Origin of the sequence: Fibrobacter sp. UWS1, assembly GCF_002300445.1 — a bacterium.
GTDB lineage: Bacteria > Fibrobacterota > Fibrobacteria > Fibrobacterales > Fibrobacteraceae > Hallerella > Hallerella intestinalis.
This window is the reverse complement of the sequence record NZ_NSGW01000001.1, coordinates 1,052,691-1,069,995: the sequence shown is the minus strand read 5'-3', so window position 1 is coordinate 1,069,995 and position 17,305 is coordinate 1,052,691. Positions and strand designations below refer to the sequence as shown.

At 47.6% G+C, this 17,305-nt stretch carries 11 protein-coding genes; 8 read left to right on the top strand and 3 right to left on the bottom strand.

The window, feature by feature from the left end; translation table 11 throughout:
* The 4 genes from BGX14_RS04360 to BGX14_RS15490 all read left to right on the top strand — a co-directional run bounded on the left by BGX14_RS04360 (position 1) and on the right by BGX14_RS15490 (position 7,272).
* Positions 1-3,489, top strand: coding sequence for an exodeoxyribonuclease V subunit beta (locus BGX14_RS04360; protein ID WP_095879170.1), 3,489 nt, complete (start codon positions 1-3; stop codon positions 3,487-3,489).
* A gap of 1 nt (position 3,490) precedes the next feature.
* Positions 3,491-5,536, top strand: coding sequence for an ATP-dependent RecD-like DNA helicase (locus tag BGX14_RS04355; RefSeq protein WP_158223232.1), 2,046 nt, complete (start codon positions 3,491-3,493; stop codon positions 5,534-5,536).
* 17 nt (positions 5,537-5,553) lie between these two features.
* Entirely contained in the window at positions 5,554-6,789 is a 1,236-nt protein-coding gene (pepT, locus tag BGX14_RS04350; RefSeq protein WP_073303793.1) for a peptidase T, read from the top strand.
* Positions 6,790-7,005: 216 nt separating this feature from the next.
* Positions 7,006-7,272, top strand: coding sequence for a hypothetical protein (locus tag BGX14_RS15490; protein ID WP_143159364.1), 267 nt, complete (start codon positions 7,006-7,008; stop codon positions 7,270-7,272).
* A 6-nt stretch (positions 7,273-7,278) separates the two neighbouring features.
* Here the strand turns inward: BGX14_RS15490 and BGX14_RS04340 are convergent, their stop codons facing one another.
* Both BGX14_RS04340 and thrC read right to left on the bottom strand, forming a co-directional pair.
* On the bottom strand, positions 7,279-8,523 hold the full coding sequence (locus tag BGX14_RS04340) for a nucleoside recognition domain-containing protein (protein WP_073303799.1): 1,245 nt from the start codon (positions 8,521-8,523) through the stop codon (positions 7,279-7,281).
* Positions 8,524-8,526: 3 nt separating this feature from the next.
* Positions 8,527-9,864, bottom strand: coding sequence for a threonine synthase (gene thrC / locus BGX14_RS04335; protein ID WP_095879168.1), 1,338 nt, complete (start codon positions 9,862-9,864; stop codon positions 8,527-8,529).
* A gap of 182 nt (positions 9,865-10,046) precedes the next feature.
* Between thrC and BGX14_RS04330 the strand changes: the two genes are divergently transcribed.
* The 4 genes from BGX14_RS04330 to BGX14_RS04315 are packed head-to-tail and all read left to right on the top strand — an operon-like array spanning position 10,047 to position 15,559.
* Positions 10,047-11,492, top strand: coding sequence for a hypothetical protein (locus BGX14_RS04330; RefSeq protein WP_143394127.1), 1,446 nt, complete (start codon positions 10,047-10,049; stop codon positions 11,490-11,492).
* On the top strand, positions 11,489-12,736 hold the full coding sequence (locus tag BGX14_RS04325) for a hypothetical protein (protein WP_073303808.1): 1,248 nt from the start codon (positions 11,489-11,491) through the stop codon (positions 12,734-12,736). Before BGX14_RS04330 ends, BGX14_RS04325 begins: the two co-directional genes overlap by 4 nt.
* A gap of 21 nt (positions 12,737-12,757) precedes the next feature.
* Positions 12,758-13,975, top strand: coding sequence for a DUF4912 domain-containing protein (locus BGX14_RS04320; RefSeq protein ID WP_073303811.1), 1,218 nt, complete (start codon positions 12,758-12,760; stop codon positions 13,973-13,975).
* Between the two features lie 12 nt (positions 13,976-13,987).
* Complete coding sequence (locus BGX14_RS04315) at positions 13,988-15,559, top strand: glycoside hydrolase family 57 protein (RefSeq protein WP_233126405.1); 1,572 nt, start codon at positions 13,988-13,990, stop codon at positions 15,557-15,559.
* A gap of 118 nt (positions 15,560-15,677) precedes the next feature.
* Here the strand turns inward: BGX14_RS04315 and nadB are convergent, their stop codons facing one another.
* Positions 15,678-17,267 (bottom strand): L-aspartate oxidase, encoded by a 1,590-nt coding sequence (gene nadB, locus BGX14_RS04310; protein WP_073303814.1) that lies wholly within the window; start codon positions 17,265-17,267, stop codon positions 15,678-15,680.
* Between the last annotated feature and the right edge of the window lie 38 nt (positions 17,268-17,305).

Sequence of the window (17,305 nt, the reverse complement as noted above, 5' to 3'; positions counted from 1 at the left end):
ATGACTGACGAAAAGAAAAACGAAAATTCATTTGCTATAGAAAATTTTGAACCGCAGAAAAATCTTTGCATTGAAGCATCTGCGGGCACAGGCAAGACATATACCATCCGGAAGATCGTCGCCAAACTGGTGGAATCTGGCGTTCCTCTTTCTAAAATTCTGCTGGTGACTTATACGGAAAAAGCCGCCGGTGAACTTCGTGATCGCATTCGCGCAGAAATGCAAGAGGGCTTACAAAATCAAAATTTAAAGGGAAAATTTGCCAAAGCACTTTCCGAAGTCGATACGGCATCCATTGGAACGATTCATTCCTTTTGCCAAAAGACCCTCCGAGATTTCGCTTATGAATCCAACGTTCCCTTTGCGTTGAATATGGTAAGCGATGACGCTGTCAGTCTTTTTATGGACAAATTAATGCGGGATGATTGGGCGGAAGAACTGGCGGAATTGCAAAAGGATGATTCGCCAAAAGTCAATTTAAAAACCATTCAAGAAACCTTGGCAAACGCTCTTAAAAATTATGATGGGAAAATGGAAATCATAATTCCACCGAAAAATTTTGATGATTGCCTTGAAAAAAATCCAGAATTGAAAAGAAACTGGGAAATTCTTCAGAAGAATGAGGGTAAAAGTTATCGAGCAAAAGGAAAATCGCAATCGATTCAAGTGAAGGCTCTTGTTGAAAAAATTCAAGAGAAAAATTCATCGAATTTCACAAGCCTTGGAACGGAGTTAAAAGTTCCTACAGATACTCCTGAACTAAATGAAGCTTTGGCGTATTTCTATGAACATCGACAGAAAGAAAACCTATTTGAATCCAATCCGATGAACCATTTTGTCGCTACCCACATCCGCGATGCTTACGATAAATTCCAGCGGCAAAAGTTAGAAAATAAGCAGCAATCTTTTAACGATATGATTGAACAAGTTCGCGATGCGGTTGTCTCGGAAAACGCAGAAACGCCCACCCCGCTTTGTCAAAAATTGCGGGAGAATTACACCTATGCCATTGTGGATGAATTTCAGGATACAAACCAAAATCAGTGGGATATTTTCAAAACGGTTTTTCTGGATAGCAGTGAAAATTACATCATCGTTGTAGGCGACCCGAAGCAATCCATCTATTCTTTTCAGGGAGCGGATTTGGAGGTTTACAAGTCTGCACGAAATGCGATTTGCCAAGAAAATCCCTATCGTCTGGCGACAAATTACCGTTCTACAAATGAAATGGTTGAAGCTTGCAATGCGCTTTTTTCGGGAAATTATTTTACGGACATTGATTTTAAATCATCAAAGTATTCGGAACGGGTATCTCCTCCAAAAATAAACGAAGAAGCTTACAAACCGATTTGCTGGGCGACAAACGCAACCAAAGAAAACTTTGCCCACTTTGCTGTTCAAAAAATCCTTCAGCTGATGGCAATGAAAGATTCTAAAACAGCGTTTCAGTATTTTAACAAAGAAAAAAATAAACATGAAAATCTCCGCTTTTCCCATATCGCTGTATTAGCGCGGACACGAACGGAATTGGAATGGATAGAATCTGCCATGAGGCAAGCGGGCATTCCCTTTGTGCGTTATAAGGATTCCAATTTGTTCAAAGGCCGCGAAGCTTTTGAATGGATAACGCTTTTAAAAGCGTTGGCGGCTCCGGATTTTTCGGGCAAGAACCAGCAACTTTTAAAAACAGCTCTGGTGACGGATTTTTTCCGTTACAAACTTAAAGAGGTGGATTCTCAGGATTTTGCCAAGCCCAACAATCCGGAAATAGGAAAATTTTTGAAATGGAAAGCTCTTTTAAAAAAGAGACGCTACGCCCAGTTGCAAGAGCAGATTTACAAAGACACTCAAATCGACAAGTATCTTTGCGAAGCCTCCAAGTTGCAGGCTTTTGCTAAAATCCAGCAAATCGGTTCTTACATTTTTGACTACCTGTACAAAAATGCTTCTGGCTTGGATGAACTTGTCAAGCACTTGGAAGGACTATCCCTTTCCAAAGAAAATGCAGACGATGAAGATGGCAATCTGGTGTCCAAAGGCAGCGATTTTGACGCCGTGCAGGTGATGACCATTCACGCCTCCAAGGGATTGCAATTCCCTGTGGTGATTTCGGTGGCGGGATTCACAGGGAAAAATAATAATGCCAAAGGTCCTTATTCCTATCGTTCTGAAAGCAAAAAGTTTTTAGGACTTGATACTCTCGCAAAACAGAAACGCCAGTCCGAAGAAACGGAAGAATGGCGCAGACTTTTTTATGTGGCCTACACCCGGGCGGAATCGCTTTTGGTTTTGCCCTATTATAAAAAATGGGGAAAAGGGCTGGAATTTTTAAATAATTTTCAGAATATCGATGAAAAATTTGTGGACTCCCAGGATTTAGAAGCTACAACTCTGGAAAATTTTCAAGAATTGAAAAAAAAGACTTCTGAAATTTTAAAAGAAATGGTAAAGGGAAAAACAGAGACATCCTCTGAGAAAGATTCCGCGCCCATTGAAAAACTGAACAATGCGCTCCCGGCAAAATCCATTTACCAACATTCCTATTCCTCTCTTTCCCACAATGAAAAAAATGATAGCGATGAGGTCAGCACCAATGGGGAAAATTCCCATCCGGATGGTTCCGAGACAAGTGTCGGCACTTTAAATCAAGTATCCGAAGTGGACTTGAATCCAATTCCTATCTTGCCGCCCAGCGCCCGTCGAGTTGAAGAAAATACGGTAAAAGGAGTGAGAAATTATCCCAAAGGTGCCAAGTTGGGAAACGCTATGCACCGGATTTTTGAACTGACGGATTTTGAAAAAATCGGAAGTCTGGAATCTGCCGAAGCAGCGGCCAACGACACCGCTTTCAACAAATTGATTCAAGAAGAATTTAAATCGGAAGGCTTTGCCATTCATAAACACGCCGATTGGGAAAAACAGTCTGCTTATTTTGTATGGAATACGCTGAATGCCCAATTGCCGGAAATTCAAGGAAATCGTTATCTTGAAAAGAACTTTTCTCTCTGGGAAATTCCAGCGACGAATCGCAAAGCGGAAATGGAATTTCAAATGAATGCAGACGGTTTGGAAAAGAATTTGCAAAATTATTGCAAAGGGTTTATAGATTTGCTTTTCAAACGAGGCGAGTATTATTCTATTCTGGACTGGAAATCGGATGTGTTGGAAAACTACGGCGTAGGAAATGAAGAAATCAGCGGCACTCAAGAAAAAGTGGATAGCGATTATGCTGTTCAGCGGGTTTTATATTCCTATTGCCTCATCCAGTGGCTCAAATCTTTTTATAACGGAAGCGAAGAGGAAATTTTTGAAAAACACTTCGGAGGTGTTTATTACGTATTTTTCCGAGGATGCCAAAAGGACACATCCTTTGGAATTTATGCCCAAACATGGGAAAATTTTGCCGCATTGAAAAAAGCCTTTGAACAGGTCAAAGAATTGATGTATCGCAAATTGAAAAATGCAAAAAATGGCGAGGAGGAAAATTAAAATGTCTGATGAAATGAAACGGAAACCTTCGGAATCGATGGAAAAATTTTTTAACGAATTAAAAAATCTTGGGCTTGTGCGCCCGCTGCATTTGAAATTGGTGAACACCCTTGCCGAGCTGCAAAATAAAGACAAAAAACCGCTTTCGGAAAATGCGCAAAAGACGCTGCTGGTCTATTTTTCCTTGTTGGCGGAGGGCAATGTTTGCGTTCCTCTGGATTCCAAGGATTTGTGCGACAAGTGGCTTCAAAAAATTTCTGGTGCGCAAGTTCAGCAAAAAAACGAATTGGATGCCGGTGACAGCGTGGAAGCCTTGCCGGAGAATTTTCAGAGGATTTTTGAAAAAGGCTGTTCTGAATTGCAGGATTTTGCGAACACTCCAATTCAAGACCCGGAAGGAAACGACATCCTCAATGCGAAACGTTTTTCTTCAATTCCTCTAGTTGTTGAAAAATACGCTGGAGCAAAAAAAAACTTCCTTTTTACCGATAAATTCTGGAAAGCCAAGGAGACGATTTCCCAAGTATTCGGAAAGGAAAGCTCCGTATTTTACGGAATATCCAAACCATCCGAAGAGGAAATTAAAAATATCATCGAAGAGTCTCGCCATGATGGTTTTGAATTAAAGCAAGCGCAAGCCGAAGCCATTTTATGCGGACAAAAAAACAACCTGATTATTACAGGCGGCCCGGGGACAGGAAAAACGACAGTGGTGCAATTTTTGCTTTGGAATCTTTTCAAAAATTCTCCGGAAAAGTTGAATTGGTCCTTGTATTTCGTGGCTCCCAGCGGCAAGGCAGCCAACCGCTTGGGCGAAGTGAAAAATCTGGAGGATATTCCAGTTGCAGAAAAAGAGGCTCATCCCGAAATTGAAGAAAAATTTCAAAATGTGGACGGGCAGACCATGCACCGCTTGCTTTCTTTCTCTCCGGCAAAAAATGCGTTTACTTATAATGCCCAAAACCGACTTCCTGAAAATTCGATTTTTGTCATTGACGAAGCCAGTATGATCGATGTGACTCTCTTCGCTTCATTTCTCGAAGCTTTGCCCCAAAAGGATTTTCGCTTGTTCGTTTTGGGCGACAAGAACCAGCTTCCCTCCGTAGAAGCCGGTGCCGTTCTGGGCGAGTTGCTGGGACTCCGAAAAGATGCTGTGGTAGAACTGACGGAATCCAATCGGTTCCCGGATGATTCTAAAGTGGGACGTTTTGCCAAAGGAATCCAAGATTCGGGTGTTGAAAAATTAAACGCGTCCCTTCAGGAATGCGGTGGCGTGAAAATTTGGAATGCCGATTGGTGGTCTGAAAAAAATGCACTTCAATTTGCTTCCCTCGGGGAGAATGCGAAGTCCACGAAGAAAATTCAAAAAGAGCTGTTCCAATGGCTTCAAAGCTGGGCGGAAAAATTCTGTAGCAACTTGCCAGAGTTAGCCCAAAAAGTCAATCCATCTGTAGAAAATCCGGACGAAGAGGAAAATGAAGTTCGGAAAAAGCTTTGGGACGCCGCGGAAAACGCCCGGATTCTTTCGGCGGAACGCCAAGGAATTCAAGGGGTGGAAAATATCAATCAAATCATTTGCTCCTGCCTGCGGAAAAAAATTAAAGCGGAGTCTTCCGATTTGGAAGGTCAATTTTTTGCAGGACAAATTTTGATGTTCACTAAAAATTTGCCCATGTTCAATCTGTATAACGGCGATTCGGGTGTAGTGGTGAAAGACCGGGATGGCGTGGATTATTTGATGGTTAAAATCGGTTCCGCCTACTCTTGCTACTTGCTTTCCCTGTTTCCAAACGATGCGCTAGAATCCGCGTTCGCCATTACCATTCACAAGTCCCAGGGTTCTGGCTACCGAAATATCTTGATGTTTCTTCCGTCGCGAAAAGGGCATCCGCTGCTGAATCGCCAAATTCTTTACACAGGCATCACCCGAGTAAAAATGAGCGAAAAAAATCCGGGCAGCTTGACGGTAATCGTTTCTAAAGAACGGCTCATCGAAGCACAGCAGACCGTGATTCAACGGGATACGGGCATTTGGAAAGAAAATTGAATTTTGAGGAAATTCGGATGACACTTTTAGAACGTTTTTTGCAATACATTCATTTTATGACGACTTCCGATGAAGCTTCGGCAACTTGCCCTAGTTCGTCTGGACAACTGGATTTGGGGCACTATTTGGTGCAAGAGCTGCAGCAAATCGGTTTGCTACAAGTGAAAATGGATGCGAACGGTTATGTTTATGGAATGCTCCCTGCGACACCAGGTGATGAAGCGAATCCAGCGATAGGATTCATTGCCCACATGGATACATCTCCCGATTTTTCCGGTGAAAATCCAAAGCCGCAGATTTTAGAAAATTACGATGGGGAAGATGTACTGTTAAAAGGATCGGGTGCTGTTCTAAAAGTTTCGGAATTTCCTGAACTCAAAAATTGGAAAGGGCGCACTTTGATTACGACGGATGGCACGACCCTTCTCGGCGCAGACGATAAAGCGGGTATAGCAGAAATCGTTACGGCAATGGAAATGCTGGTGCGGGCAAATCAAGATTCCGTACAAATTCATCATGGTGAAATTTGGGTTTGCTTTACCCCCGACGAAGAAATCGGGCGGGGAACGGAGCATTTTGATTTGAACTTGTTCCCGGCGACATTCGCTTATACGGTAGATGGTGGCGATGAAAGGGAGATAGCTTCTGAAAATTTTAACGCCGCCACGGCGATTTTTGAAATAAAAGGCAAAAGCGTACATCCGGGGGACGCAAAAGGAATTATGAAAAATGCGGCTTTAATGGCTGCAGAAATTGCGATGGCACTTCCCAAAAATGAAACTCCTGCGATGACGGAAGGGCGAGAAGGCTTTTATCATCTGGTACAAATGGAGGGCGATGTTTCTAGTGCAAAGCTGGTGTATATCGTTCGCGATCATGATCAAAAGCAATTTGCGATTCGCTGCGGCTATTTGCAAAAACTGGCCGAAATTTTCAATTCCAAATACGGCGGCACGGCGGAAAATCCTGCGGTTCTCATACGGTTAAAGCATTCCTATCGTAATATGCGGCCAGTGCTTGAAAAGCATCCTGAAATTTTGGAACGGGCGCGGAGAGCGATTCTCAATGCGGGTTTGGAGCCTGTCGATAGTCTTATTCGGGGCGGAACGGACGGGGCACTTCTTTCGTATCAAGGACTTCCTTGCCCCAATTTGGGAACGGGAGGTTATGGTTTTCACGGTCCCTTTGAACACATTAGCGTGGAAGGTATGGAAACCGTTGTGCAAATCATTTTGAACATTGTGAAATGTTGAAGAAGGGTCGCAGGAAAGGAATGAATGGTGTTGAATACGATGATTTCAGCGGGGCTTATATAAAAGGATTGCTTCTACACTTCGAGTATAACTCCACTAAGGTAACAAAGTTACCAAGTGTCGTATATCCACATAGAGGATAACTCCACTAAGTCAATAAATTGACAAGTGTCGTATAACCCCTCTGGGGTTCGGGGTGACGGAAAAAAGTTCCCAATGGCGGAGCAATCCGATCCAGTACCTCGTCATTGCGAGCGTAGCGCGGCAATCTTTTTACGGAACAAGTTCCCAAGACTCATAGACTGGCGAAGCATAGCGGCCAGCGAGAAAAATGCCCCGTTTGAAAAGAAGTTCTCTCTTGCGAAAAATTTTGAATCGCGCGTATTTGGTGGAATATTATATATAATTCCCATTTCCGCATTGAATTTTAAAAACGGGCTTCTCACGTTGCTGACAGCTTTAATGCAAATCGCTGATTTTTGAAAGTACCTATATCGGCGGAAAGAATATGTAGGCTATCGAAATGGCGGCGATGATGCCAACGAGGTCTGCGATAAGAGCGCACGTGACCGCATGACGTGTTTTGCGAACACCGACAGAGCCAAAATAAACCGCGATAATGTAGAAAGTCGTATCGGCAGCACCTTGGAACATGCAGCTTAAACGCCCGGCAAAGCTGTCTGGCCCCAAAGTTTTCATCGCATCGATCATCATGCCACGGGAACCGCTGCCGCTGAGGGGTTTCATGAGAGCGGTCGGCAAAGCGGGAACCACATCATTTCCGATCCCGAAAAATCCGAGAAGATGAGAGATGCCGTTCATCAGCAAATCCATGGCTCCGCTTGCTCGGAATACGGCGACTCCGACGAGAATTGCCACCAGGTAGGGAATGACCATGACAGCGGTTTGAAAACCTTCCTTGGCTCCTTCCACAAACGCTTCGTAAGCGCGGATCTTTTTGTAGATGGCCAGTCCCAGAAAAATGATAATCACGCCGAAAAGAATGATGCCGCTGACAAAGAGACTCGTTGTGCCAAGGGCTTCCGCCGTTAAGCGGCTGAAGTAGGCTAGAGTCGCGATGACAAGTGCCGAAAGTCCGGCGATCCAAGCGAGGGTTACGGGGTCTTTAATCTTGATTTTTTGAAAAAAACTGATGGCGATGATTCCGGCGAGAGTACTGAAAAAAGTAGAAAGAAGAATCGGCAGAAAAATATCGGATGGATTGGCAGCGCCCAGCTGCGCCCGGTATGTCATGATGCTCACGGGAATCAGGGTAAGCCCGCTAGCATTCAGCACGAGGAACAGAATTTGCGAATCGCTGGCGACCGTTTTGTCGGTATTCGGATTCAGTTCTTGCAGCTGTTTCATGGCTTTGAGTCCCATCGGGGTGGCCGCATTGTCCAGTCCGAGCATATTGGCGCTGATGTTCATGAGCATGGTACCAAAGACGGGATGCCCTTTGGGAATTTCGGGAAAGAGCCGTGTAAATAAAGGCTGCACCAGTTTGGCGAGGATTTGGATGGCGCCCGCCTTTTCTCCGATTTTTAAAATGCCGAGCCACAGGCTGAGTACGCCCGTGAGCCCGAGAGCGATTTCAAACGCCGTCTTGGACATATCGAATGCGGCGAGAATCGTCGAATTGAAAATCCCCGAATTGCCCAAGGCGAGCCATTGGACAATGCACGCGATAAATGCTCCAAAAAAGAACAGAAGCCAGATGGCGTTCAAAATCATCGGTTATCTTCTCCGGTTAGCCATTTCTTTTTGGAGAATGTCCATGACCGGACCGAGTTCCGCAGGAGCTTCGAAAATCGGGTTCGCATATTTTGCCGAAATTCCTTCGAGTTCCTGCTTGTGGTAGGCGACTTTGAACTCGGTGAATTTGAGGCCGTGCGCTGTGCTGATGACGACGACTTCTTCGTCCTTGTCGATGGCACCTTGGGCGCGGAGTTTCAGAAGTGCGCCTAGGGCGACGCCGGTATGCGGGCAGGCGTAAAGCCCGATTTTGTCGGCGCGTTCTGCGGCGTTCGCGAGTTCGTCTTCGGAAACGTCGATGACAATGCCGTTATAATTCTTGATGGCGCGTTCCGCTTTCGGGTAGCTGACGGGGTTACCGATTTGAATTGCACTCGCGAGTGTCTTTTTCGCGTGGACGGGAACGAGCTTATCGAATCCGCGCTGATACGCTTGGAAGAACGGGTTGGCGTTTTCGGCTTGGGCGAGGACGATGCGGGGCTTTTTATCGATGAGTCCCATGGCGAGGCAATCGTCGAATCCTTTGGCTAGCGCGCTGACGTTGCCCAAATTGCCGCCTGGAATGATGACGGTGTCTGGGACATTCCAGCCGAGTTCCTGACAGATTTCGGGAGAAATCGTTTTTTGTCCTTCCACGCGGAGGCTGTTCATCGAGTTCGCCAGATAAATGCGGTTGTCGGCGGTGACCTGTTGCACGATTTTCATGCAGCCGTCAAAGTCGGTGTCGAGGGCCAAGACGATGCTGCCGTTGGAAATCGGCTGAATCAGCTGGGCGACGCTCGTTTTGCCACGCGGAAGGAATACGATGCTGGGAATTCCGGCTTTTGCTGTAAAGGCGGAGAGGGCGGCAGAGGTGTCTCCCGTGCTGGCGCAAGCGACAGCGTCGATCGGTTTTCCGCGCTTGATCATCGAATTGACCTGACTGACAAGAACCGTCATGCCGAGATCTTTAAAACTGCCCGTATGCGAATTTCCGCAGAGTTTGATCCACAGCTTTTTGAGTCCGATTTCTTTAGCGAGCGCTTGGGCGTCAAACAGAGGGCTCCAACCTTCGCGAAGAGTCACAATGTCCTCTTCGGGAATTTCGGGCAGAACCATTTCCCGTTTGCTCCAGACGCCGCTCATGTCGGCGGGTTTGAAACTCATCCGGCGTTCGGCAAAGAGCTTTTTCCATTCGTCCGGGGAACGTTCGGCGAGTGCATCGCGGTCATGATGTACTTCAAGAAGGCTCCCATCGACCTTGCTGCGGTAAATAACTTCGTCTAGCGGGTAGGTGTCGTTCCCGTTGATGCTCTGAAAATAGGCGTGAAAAGGTTTCATAGTGGCCTCGAAAATTTTTGAACAAGTATAGTTATTTAAATGAACGGCGACAAATGGATTTTGCGCATTCAGCGGATGCGGGTAAAGAGGGAAGGTTTGGAGATGCTTCCAGAGTGAGAGTATGGCGAGCTTTTTTCCTTTTTGTATATTTGGGGCTGTTATTTCCTTTTTTCGGAGTTTCCGTGAAGAAATTCAAATCGCTATTGTTGTTTGCTGTCTTGCCGATGCTGCTTTTAGCGTCTTGCATTTTTGATTCCGACGGGGATTCTCTAGTGGCCTGGCTTGACGATCAGGGATTTCCTTCCAATTATCTGGTGCAGACCGTTGAAATAGACGACATCTCTTTAGATTCCTATTCGGTCGGTTTCGACAGCACGCCTCGCATCAATTATTATCAGGGCGTTGCCGGCGAAATCAACGGGATGAAGCACGAATGGATTTTGGACTTTGGTTTTCGCGACCGGAGTTTTTTTGCGCGTTTCAGGGCGGACAGTGCCGAAGAGTTTCGGTCGGCGTTTCTGGCGCTTTATCCGGATTCGGGATTTTATGTGCAGGCGGGTTACAAGGATTCTCTTCCTTTGAAGGAGTCCGTGCAAGTCAAGCTTTCCTGGATTTTGGAAACTGGAACGGGTGCGTCCTTTGTGGATAGCGTCGGTAAAGTCAAAGATTCGGTTTGGCGTTCCCAATTGCGGGAATCTTTTGTGGGGGCGGATTCCGCCGATACGACCTTTGAACTGAAGATCTCTTCTTTGAGCTCGGCGGTGCGGATTGATTTGCCCAGTGCATTTTATGAATCGCTGACCCAGGTTTCGGATGCGGCCCGCTTGCAGTTGAAAGTTTCGTTGTCGGGAAACAAACGCCTGTATCGCTTTACTGGACCGGGTTCGGAAGTCGTTCCGTTTTTGCGTATCAAGGCTTATTCGGAAACTAGCGTTGTCGGGGGAGACACCATTTCTCGGGATACATACAAGAACATTTGGGCATTCCGAGCGGCGATTGCCAGTTCATCGGCGGAAACCTGCTCGGATTGCGTGGTCTTGCATGGCGGCGTGCTCGAATCCTTGCTGGTCGAAATTCCCAGTGAAAAAATTCTTTCGGCGTTGAGCGATTTTTATGGCGACGAGTTCCCTTACACGGAAGGCGACAGCAACGATGTGCGACAGGCGGTTGTGCTTGCCCAACTGAAAATGCCCCGCAGCTCTTCGAAGGAGGGCTCGGAATTAGGCTTTCCCGTTCAGGTGGTCGCGGCGACTTTTGTCGATTCCAACGGAACGGACAAACAGGCTTCCGAAATTTACAAGCTGAACCAAAAACTTGTCGCCAAAGAAGGTCATCCGAACCTGGTCTTTATGGACGGCGACACTCTGGCGTTGCAGCTGACGCAGGGAATGCGCTCGTTTATCAATCGGGCGGGAAAAGGCGCGAAAATGCAAGTGGTTCTGCGCTTGGGATATTCCATGCTGGCACCTTATGACACTCTCTATTACGACCACATTACGGATGCCGGCGATTCGGTGACCATTTTCATGGATTATTATACCTATTCGCGTTACGATTTTTCGGATTATATTCGGCAGCCTGCTAGCCTTAAAATCTGGTTGGCGACGAAGCGGGGGGACGACGAATGAAACGCAGCATCCCTTTATGGATTTTTCTGTTGGCATTGAGTGTGCATGCGGCTTCGATGCTGGGTTTGGAAGCTCTTGGAAAACCTACCGAAGGCGCTTCGGCGATAACGCTCGGCAGGGGCTATTCGGGCGGCGCAAAAGCTTTGAGCGGCTATGTCGAATGGAACCCGGCGTCCATCGCTTTTGAAGAGAATACTTCTTTCAATGCGTCCATGGTTTTTGAAGAAAATGTCGCCTCTCGGGGCGGAAACTCCTATGCCTCTTCTACGCTGGAAATCCCTTCGCTCTCGTTCTTGTTTGCCATGCACAAATTCGGTGCCGTGTCGCTTTCGCTTTCTCAAAAATACACGTCGAATCTGGACGAAGAGGTGGACGATCCCAAGAACACCAGCCTTGCCAAAATTGAATACAAGGGCAACATTTACGAGATAGTTCCTGCTTATGCGGTTCGGATGCCGTTCTTTCGGAAGATTTCCCTCGGTTTTGCCGCTCATTTTGTGATGGGCTCCGTTTCCCGTAAATTGACTCTTGGCGCAGACAACAGCCAGGTTCCCGCTGAAGACAGCTGGGCGACAAACGATGCGGAGCTGACGGAATCGGCGGATGGTTCGTGGAAAATTAAAGACCATCCCGCTTACTATACGGGTGCCGTGTTTTACAAGGGGCGTCGCGCTTCCTACTATTTCTCCTATACGACGGGTTACACCTTGAGAAATACTTTGGATTACGATTTGCAGTTTAGCCAGGTGGACACTCTCGTGCCGACAAAACTTCGCCGGGATATTGACGTCCCGCCCACGCTAGCGACAGGTATCGCTTACCGATTCAAAAAACGGCACCATATTATGTTGGACTTTATGCTCCGCGGTTGGGATATGGACATTCGGAACATCGCCGGTGGCTGGAATTTGGAAGATTCCACTTCGACACAGACGGAGTTTTTGGTTGGGGCGGGCTATGAACGCTCGGGATCTTCGGATTATTTCAAGAAATATCTGCAAAGGATGGATTTTCGGTTTGGCGGATGGTTTAGAAATTATTACATTGCTGATGTCAAGGAATTTGGAGGCTCGCTCGGTGTCGGGTTCCCCCTTGGTCGGCGAAGCACAAAAATCGATATCGCTGTCCAGGGAGGCTTGCGTCAGTCGGACGACGACACGGTTTGGGACGAAAAGTTTATTGGAATTGCAATCGGTTTAACCGGTGTAGGCAATTGGGGTAATAAACCGAAAACGGTGCATTGATTGCATTAAAGGAGAGTTGATATGGACTCAAAGAAAAAGGCTTCCGCTAAGACCAAAGTGGAAAAACTGAAATCGATTTCGCAGAAAGTGGAATCCAAGGTCGAAGAACTCAAATCGGCTCCGCGCAAGGCCAAGGCTAATGTGGCGTCCAAATTCCAAAAGATGAAAAAGTCGGTGGTGAAGAATGCCGAAGAAAAATCGGCGTCTGTCAAGAAGACGATCTCGGCTAAAGTGGCCCAGGCTACGGAAAAAGTCGAAAAATCCGTATCTAAAGTGGCCGCCAAGATAGAAGCGGTTGAAAAATCCGTGTCCAAAGCCGCCGCCAAAAAGGAAACCACCGAAAAGTCTGCAAGCAAAGTCGTCAAGGCAGAAGCCTCAAAGGTGGCAAAATCGGCGGCAAAGAAAAAGCCGGAGGAAAAAGCGATTCCTGTCAAGGCCGCCACGGAACTCTCTCCGGAATATCTGGTTTTGATGCAGCGGGATCCCAATTTTATGCACGCCTTTTGGGACGTGAAAAAAGAACGTCTCGACAAAGCTCTTCAGGGCAAAGGCACGCTGGTCTTGCGCCTTTACGATGTTTCCAAGGATTTGACTGTCCGTAAAAACAAGAATCGCAAATTTCAGGACATCGAAGTTCCGTCTGACGCCAAAAGCTGGTACGTGCAGAATCGCGAATCCGTTTCGTTCCGCGCGGAATTGGGGACCAAATCGCCCAAGGGAGAATTCAAACCTTTGGTTAAGGCCCCTGCCATGCAAGTTTTCAGCTATGAAACGGTGAAAAATTCCGCCAAGAATTCCGACAGCGTCTTTTTCAAGGCTTCCCTTGGTGGTGCGGGAATCGGCGGCTTCGGCAGCTCAGGACTCTCCAGTCAGACCGTGGCTTCCTGGTTGGAACATTTGGCGAGTTCTTCGGAATCGTTCTTTTCGGGTTCGCTTTCGAGCGGCGGCATTCTTTCGAGCGGAGCTTTGGCGCAGCAGTTGCAACCCTCTCCGGATTCCGTCAATTACGGCAAGGATTTCTTCCTTTGGGTCAAAACCCGTCTGATCGTTTATGGCGGAACCCGTCCGGACGCCCACTTGCAAGTCCGCGGTGAACCGTTCCCGCTGAATCCCGACGGCACATTCTCCTTTGAACAGGATTTGCCGGATTCCACGCAGATAATTCCTGTGTTTGCGACGGACAAGGATGGCGATTTCCCGACGACGATTGTTCCTGTTGTTGTGAAAAGAACCGAATAAGCCGGAGCGATTTTGATAACCGACTGCAATGGCAAGCTTTTCCTGTTGCTGCATGCGCACTTGCCGTTTGTACGCAATCCGAGTTATGATCGTTTTCTAGAAGAAAACTGGCTTTTTGAAGCTTTGACCGAGACCTATCTTCCTTTGGTGCAAACGTTGTCTCGTCTTGCGGAAAAAGGCATTCCCGGAACGATAAATTTGAGCGTTTCGCCGACGCTCCTTGCCATGCTTTCGGATCCTCTTTTGTTGAATCGCTATTCCGTGCATTTGCAAAAATTGCAGGAGCTGGCGAAAAAAGAACTCCATCGGCTTGCTGATGATTACGAAAAACTTCAGGTCGCCCAGTTTTACGCCTCTCGCATGATGGAACTTGCTGAATTGTGGGAAGAGCGTTTGCATCGGGATATTCTTGCGGAATTTTTAAGGCTGGAAAAACGGGGGAAGCTTTCGCTTTTGACTTGCGTGGGAACGCATCCATTTTTGCCTGCATACCAGGCGGAACCGGAAAGCATCCGGATGCAGTTGAAATTGACGGTGGAAGCTTTCCAGCGCGCCTTTGGTCGGCGCCCTCGGGGAGTCTGGTTGCCTGAGTGCGGTTATTTCGACGGCTTGGATGGCTATCTCGCCAAAGAAGGCTTTGAATTTTTCTTTATGGAAACCCACGGCATTCTTCTTGCCGATCCGCCGCCCCGATTCGGCGTTTTTGCCCCGGTGAGGACCCCGGCGGGGCTTTTGGCTTTGGGTCGGGAACAGTCGAGTTCCGTGGAAGTGTGGAGTCGCCAGCGCGGCTATCCGGGACACCCGGACTATCGCGAATTTTACAGGGATATTGCGCAGGAATTGGATTCTCAATATCTCGGTGCTTATTTCATGGCAAAAGATACGCCCATCGATACGGGATTCAAATATTATCGGATAACCGGAGGCGAACAGAAGTCGGTGTATCGCCCGTGGCAGGCGATGAATCTCGCTCGTGAGCACGCTCGGCTTTTTGTCGCCAATCGGGAAGCGCAGATGGCGGAACTCGCTCCGCAGATGCCGTCGCATTCGCCTTGCGTCCTTTGCCCCTACGATGCGGAACTTTTTGGACACTGGTGGTTTGAAGGTCCCCAGTTTATCGAATCGGTTTTTGAATGGGCAGCTTCGTCTCGGATTTTACAGCTCGCTTCGGTCGATGGAATGCGAAATGATCCGGACGATGCCGTGCCGCATAACCCGATTTTTTCTTCGTGGGGAGAGAATGGATTTGCTTCGGTGTGGGTGAATCCGCAAGTGGAATTTATTTATCCCAAGTTTTTCAAAATGTTCTCGCTTTTTCAGAGCGCAAAGAAAACGAACCCGAAATCGCCGTTGCAAAAACGGATTCTGGCACAAATGGAAAGGGAGCTTGTACTTTTCCAGGCGTCGGACTGGGCGTTCATGATTCACAACAATTCCGCTGGCGGCTATGCAAAAAATCGCCTTGCCGAACACGAGCGGGACTTTATGAAATTGCTGTCCCTTTTTCAGGGCGTATTTCAAGATGAATCTTTGTTGAACGAAATCGAATTGCGGGATAATATCTTCCCGTGGCTGAATCGCTGACGGGACCTGTTGAAAGTTGGGAGTCGGAACTGAAAACTGAGTTTCCCTCGCGAAAAAAGATTCCATTTTGAAAAAAATGGAATCGCGAGTGTTTAGCAGGGGATTGTATATAATCCCCTTAATTTTCTTCTAGCGGGTACTTGAGCCGAGTCGTGTGATGCACGATTTTGGAGGAAGTTTTCGGGTAATCCAAAATAGATTGCAGTCCTCGAGATTCTTTGCGAGCGAGTGCGCTTTTAACGATGAGGATGCTGCTTTCCACCGCATTGCGAAATTCCAGGAGCGCTATGGTTTTGGGCGAATCCTTTTTCATTTCTTCTTCCACTTCGCGGTTGTATTTGCGCAGCTCTTCCAGCCCCGATTTAAGCTCTGCTACGGAGCGGACAATGCCGCATTTTTTCCACATGAGCTTTTTGGCTTCCAGTTTGCGCTTATTCCAGATGTCGCCGCCTTTGACAAGGACTTTTTCAGAGGGGACTTTGGGCGCTCGGAAGGATTTTTTGAGAATGCCCGATTTTTCGATGCTTTCAACGGCTCGGAGTGCGAAAACGACGCTTTCCAAAAGGGAATTCGAGGCGAGTCGGTTTGCTCCATGAACGCCGGTCGCCGCCACTTCGCCCGAAGCGTAGAAGCCTTCGAGTTTGGTTCGGGACCAGGTATCGACGAGGACGCCGCCACACATATAATGCGCCGCCGGGACGACGGGAATCCATTGCTTTGTCATGTCGATTCCCACGGAAAGGCATTTGGCATAGATGTGCGGAAAGTGCGTTTTGATGTCTTTGGGGTTGTGGGCGGTAACGTCCAAAAACATGCAGGGTTCGCCGGTTCGGTTCATTTCCCGGTGGATGGCGCGAGCAACGATGTCGCGGGGAGCAAGCGAGCGCAGCGGATGAACGCCGTCCATAAATTCTTTGCCGTCCTTGTTTTTTAGAATGCCGCCAAAACCGCGGACCGCTTCTGAAATCAGGAAGGATTTTTTGAGGCTCGGCGCATAGAGGGAAGTCGGGTGGAATTGCATAAATTCCACATCTTGAATGGCGGCTCCCGCGCGTGCTGCAATGGCGATGCCGTCTCCGCAGGCATCAGGCGGGTCGATGGTGTGCTGCCAAAGCCGTCCCGCTCCTCCGGTTGCCATCAGAGTGACCTTGGCAAAAATCGCTTCGGTCTCTCCCGTTTTTTGATGGATGATTTTTGCTCCGCAAACCCTTTTCTTTTCTTTGTCCAAAACCAGATCGGCGACAAGGGCGTTTTCCAAAAAGGTGATATTGGGAAATTCGTGGAGCTTGGCGATGAGCGCCCGCATGATTTCTTTGCCCGTCAAGTCGGCGGCGTGCAGAATGCGGCGGAAGCTGTGCCCGCCTTCTAAGTGCAAATCGAAGCGGATGTTGGAATCGTTGGGTTCTGCCGGGGTGAATTGCACTCCCCATTTGACCAGCTGCTCGATGGTTTTGGGACCGTTTTCCACCAGAATTTTAACCGCTTTCTTTTTGCAAAGGCCCGCACCCGCTTCACAGGTGTCCTCTTCGTGTATTTTAAAAGAATCGTTTGGAGCTGTCACGGAGCAGATGCCGCCCTGGGCATAATTGGATGAACCGTCCGGTTTGGGTCCCTTGGTCAGAATTAAAACGGAATGGCCATGTTCTGCAGCTTTAAGGGCCGCGCTTAAACCGGAAATGCCGGCTCCGAGGATCAATATATCGTACACTGTAGCCTCTCGGTAGAGATTTTTTAGGCGGCTCTATA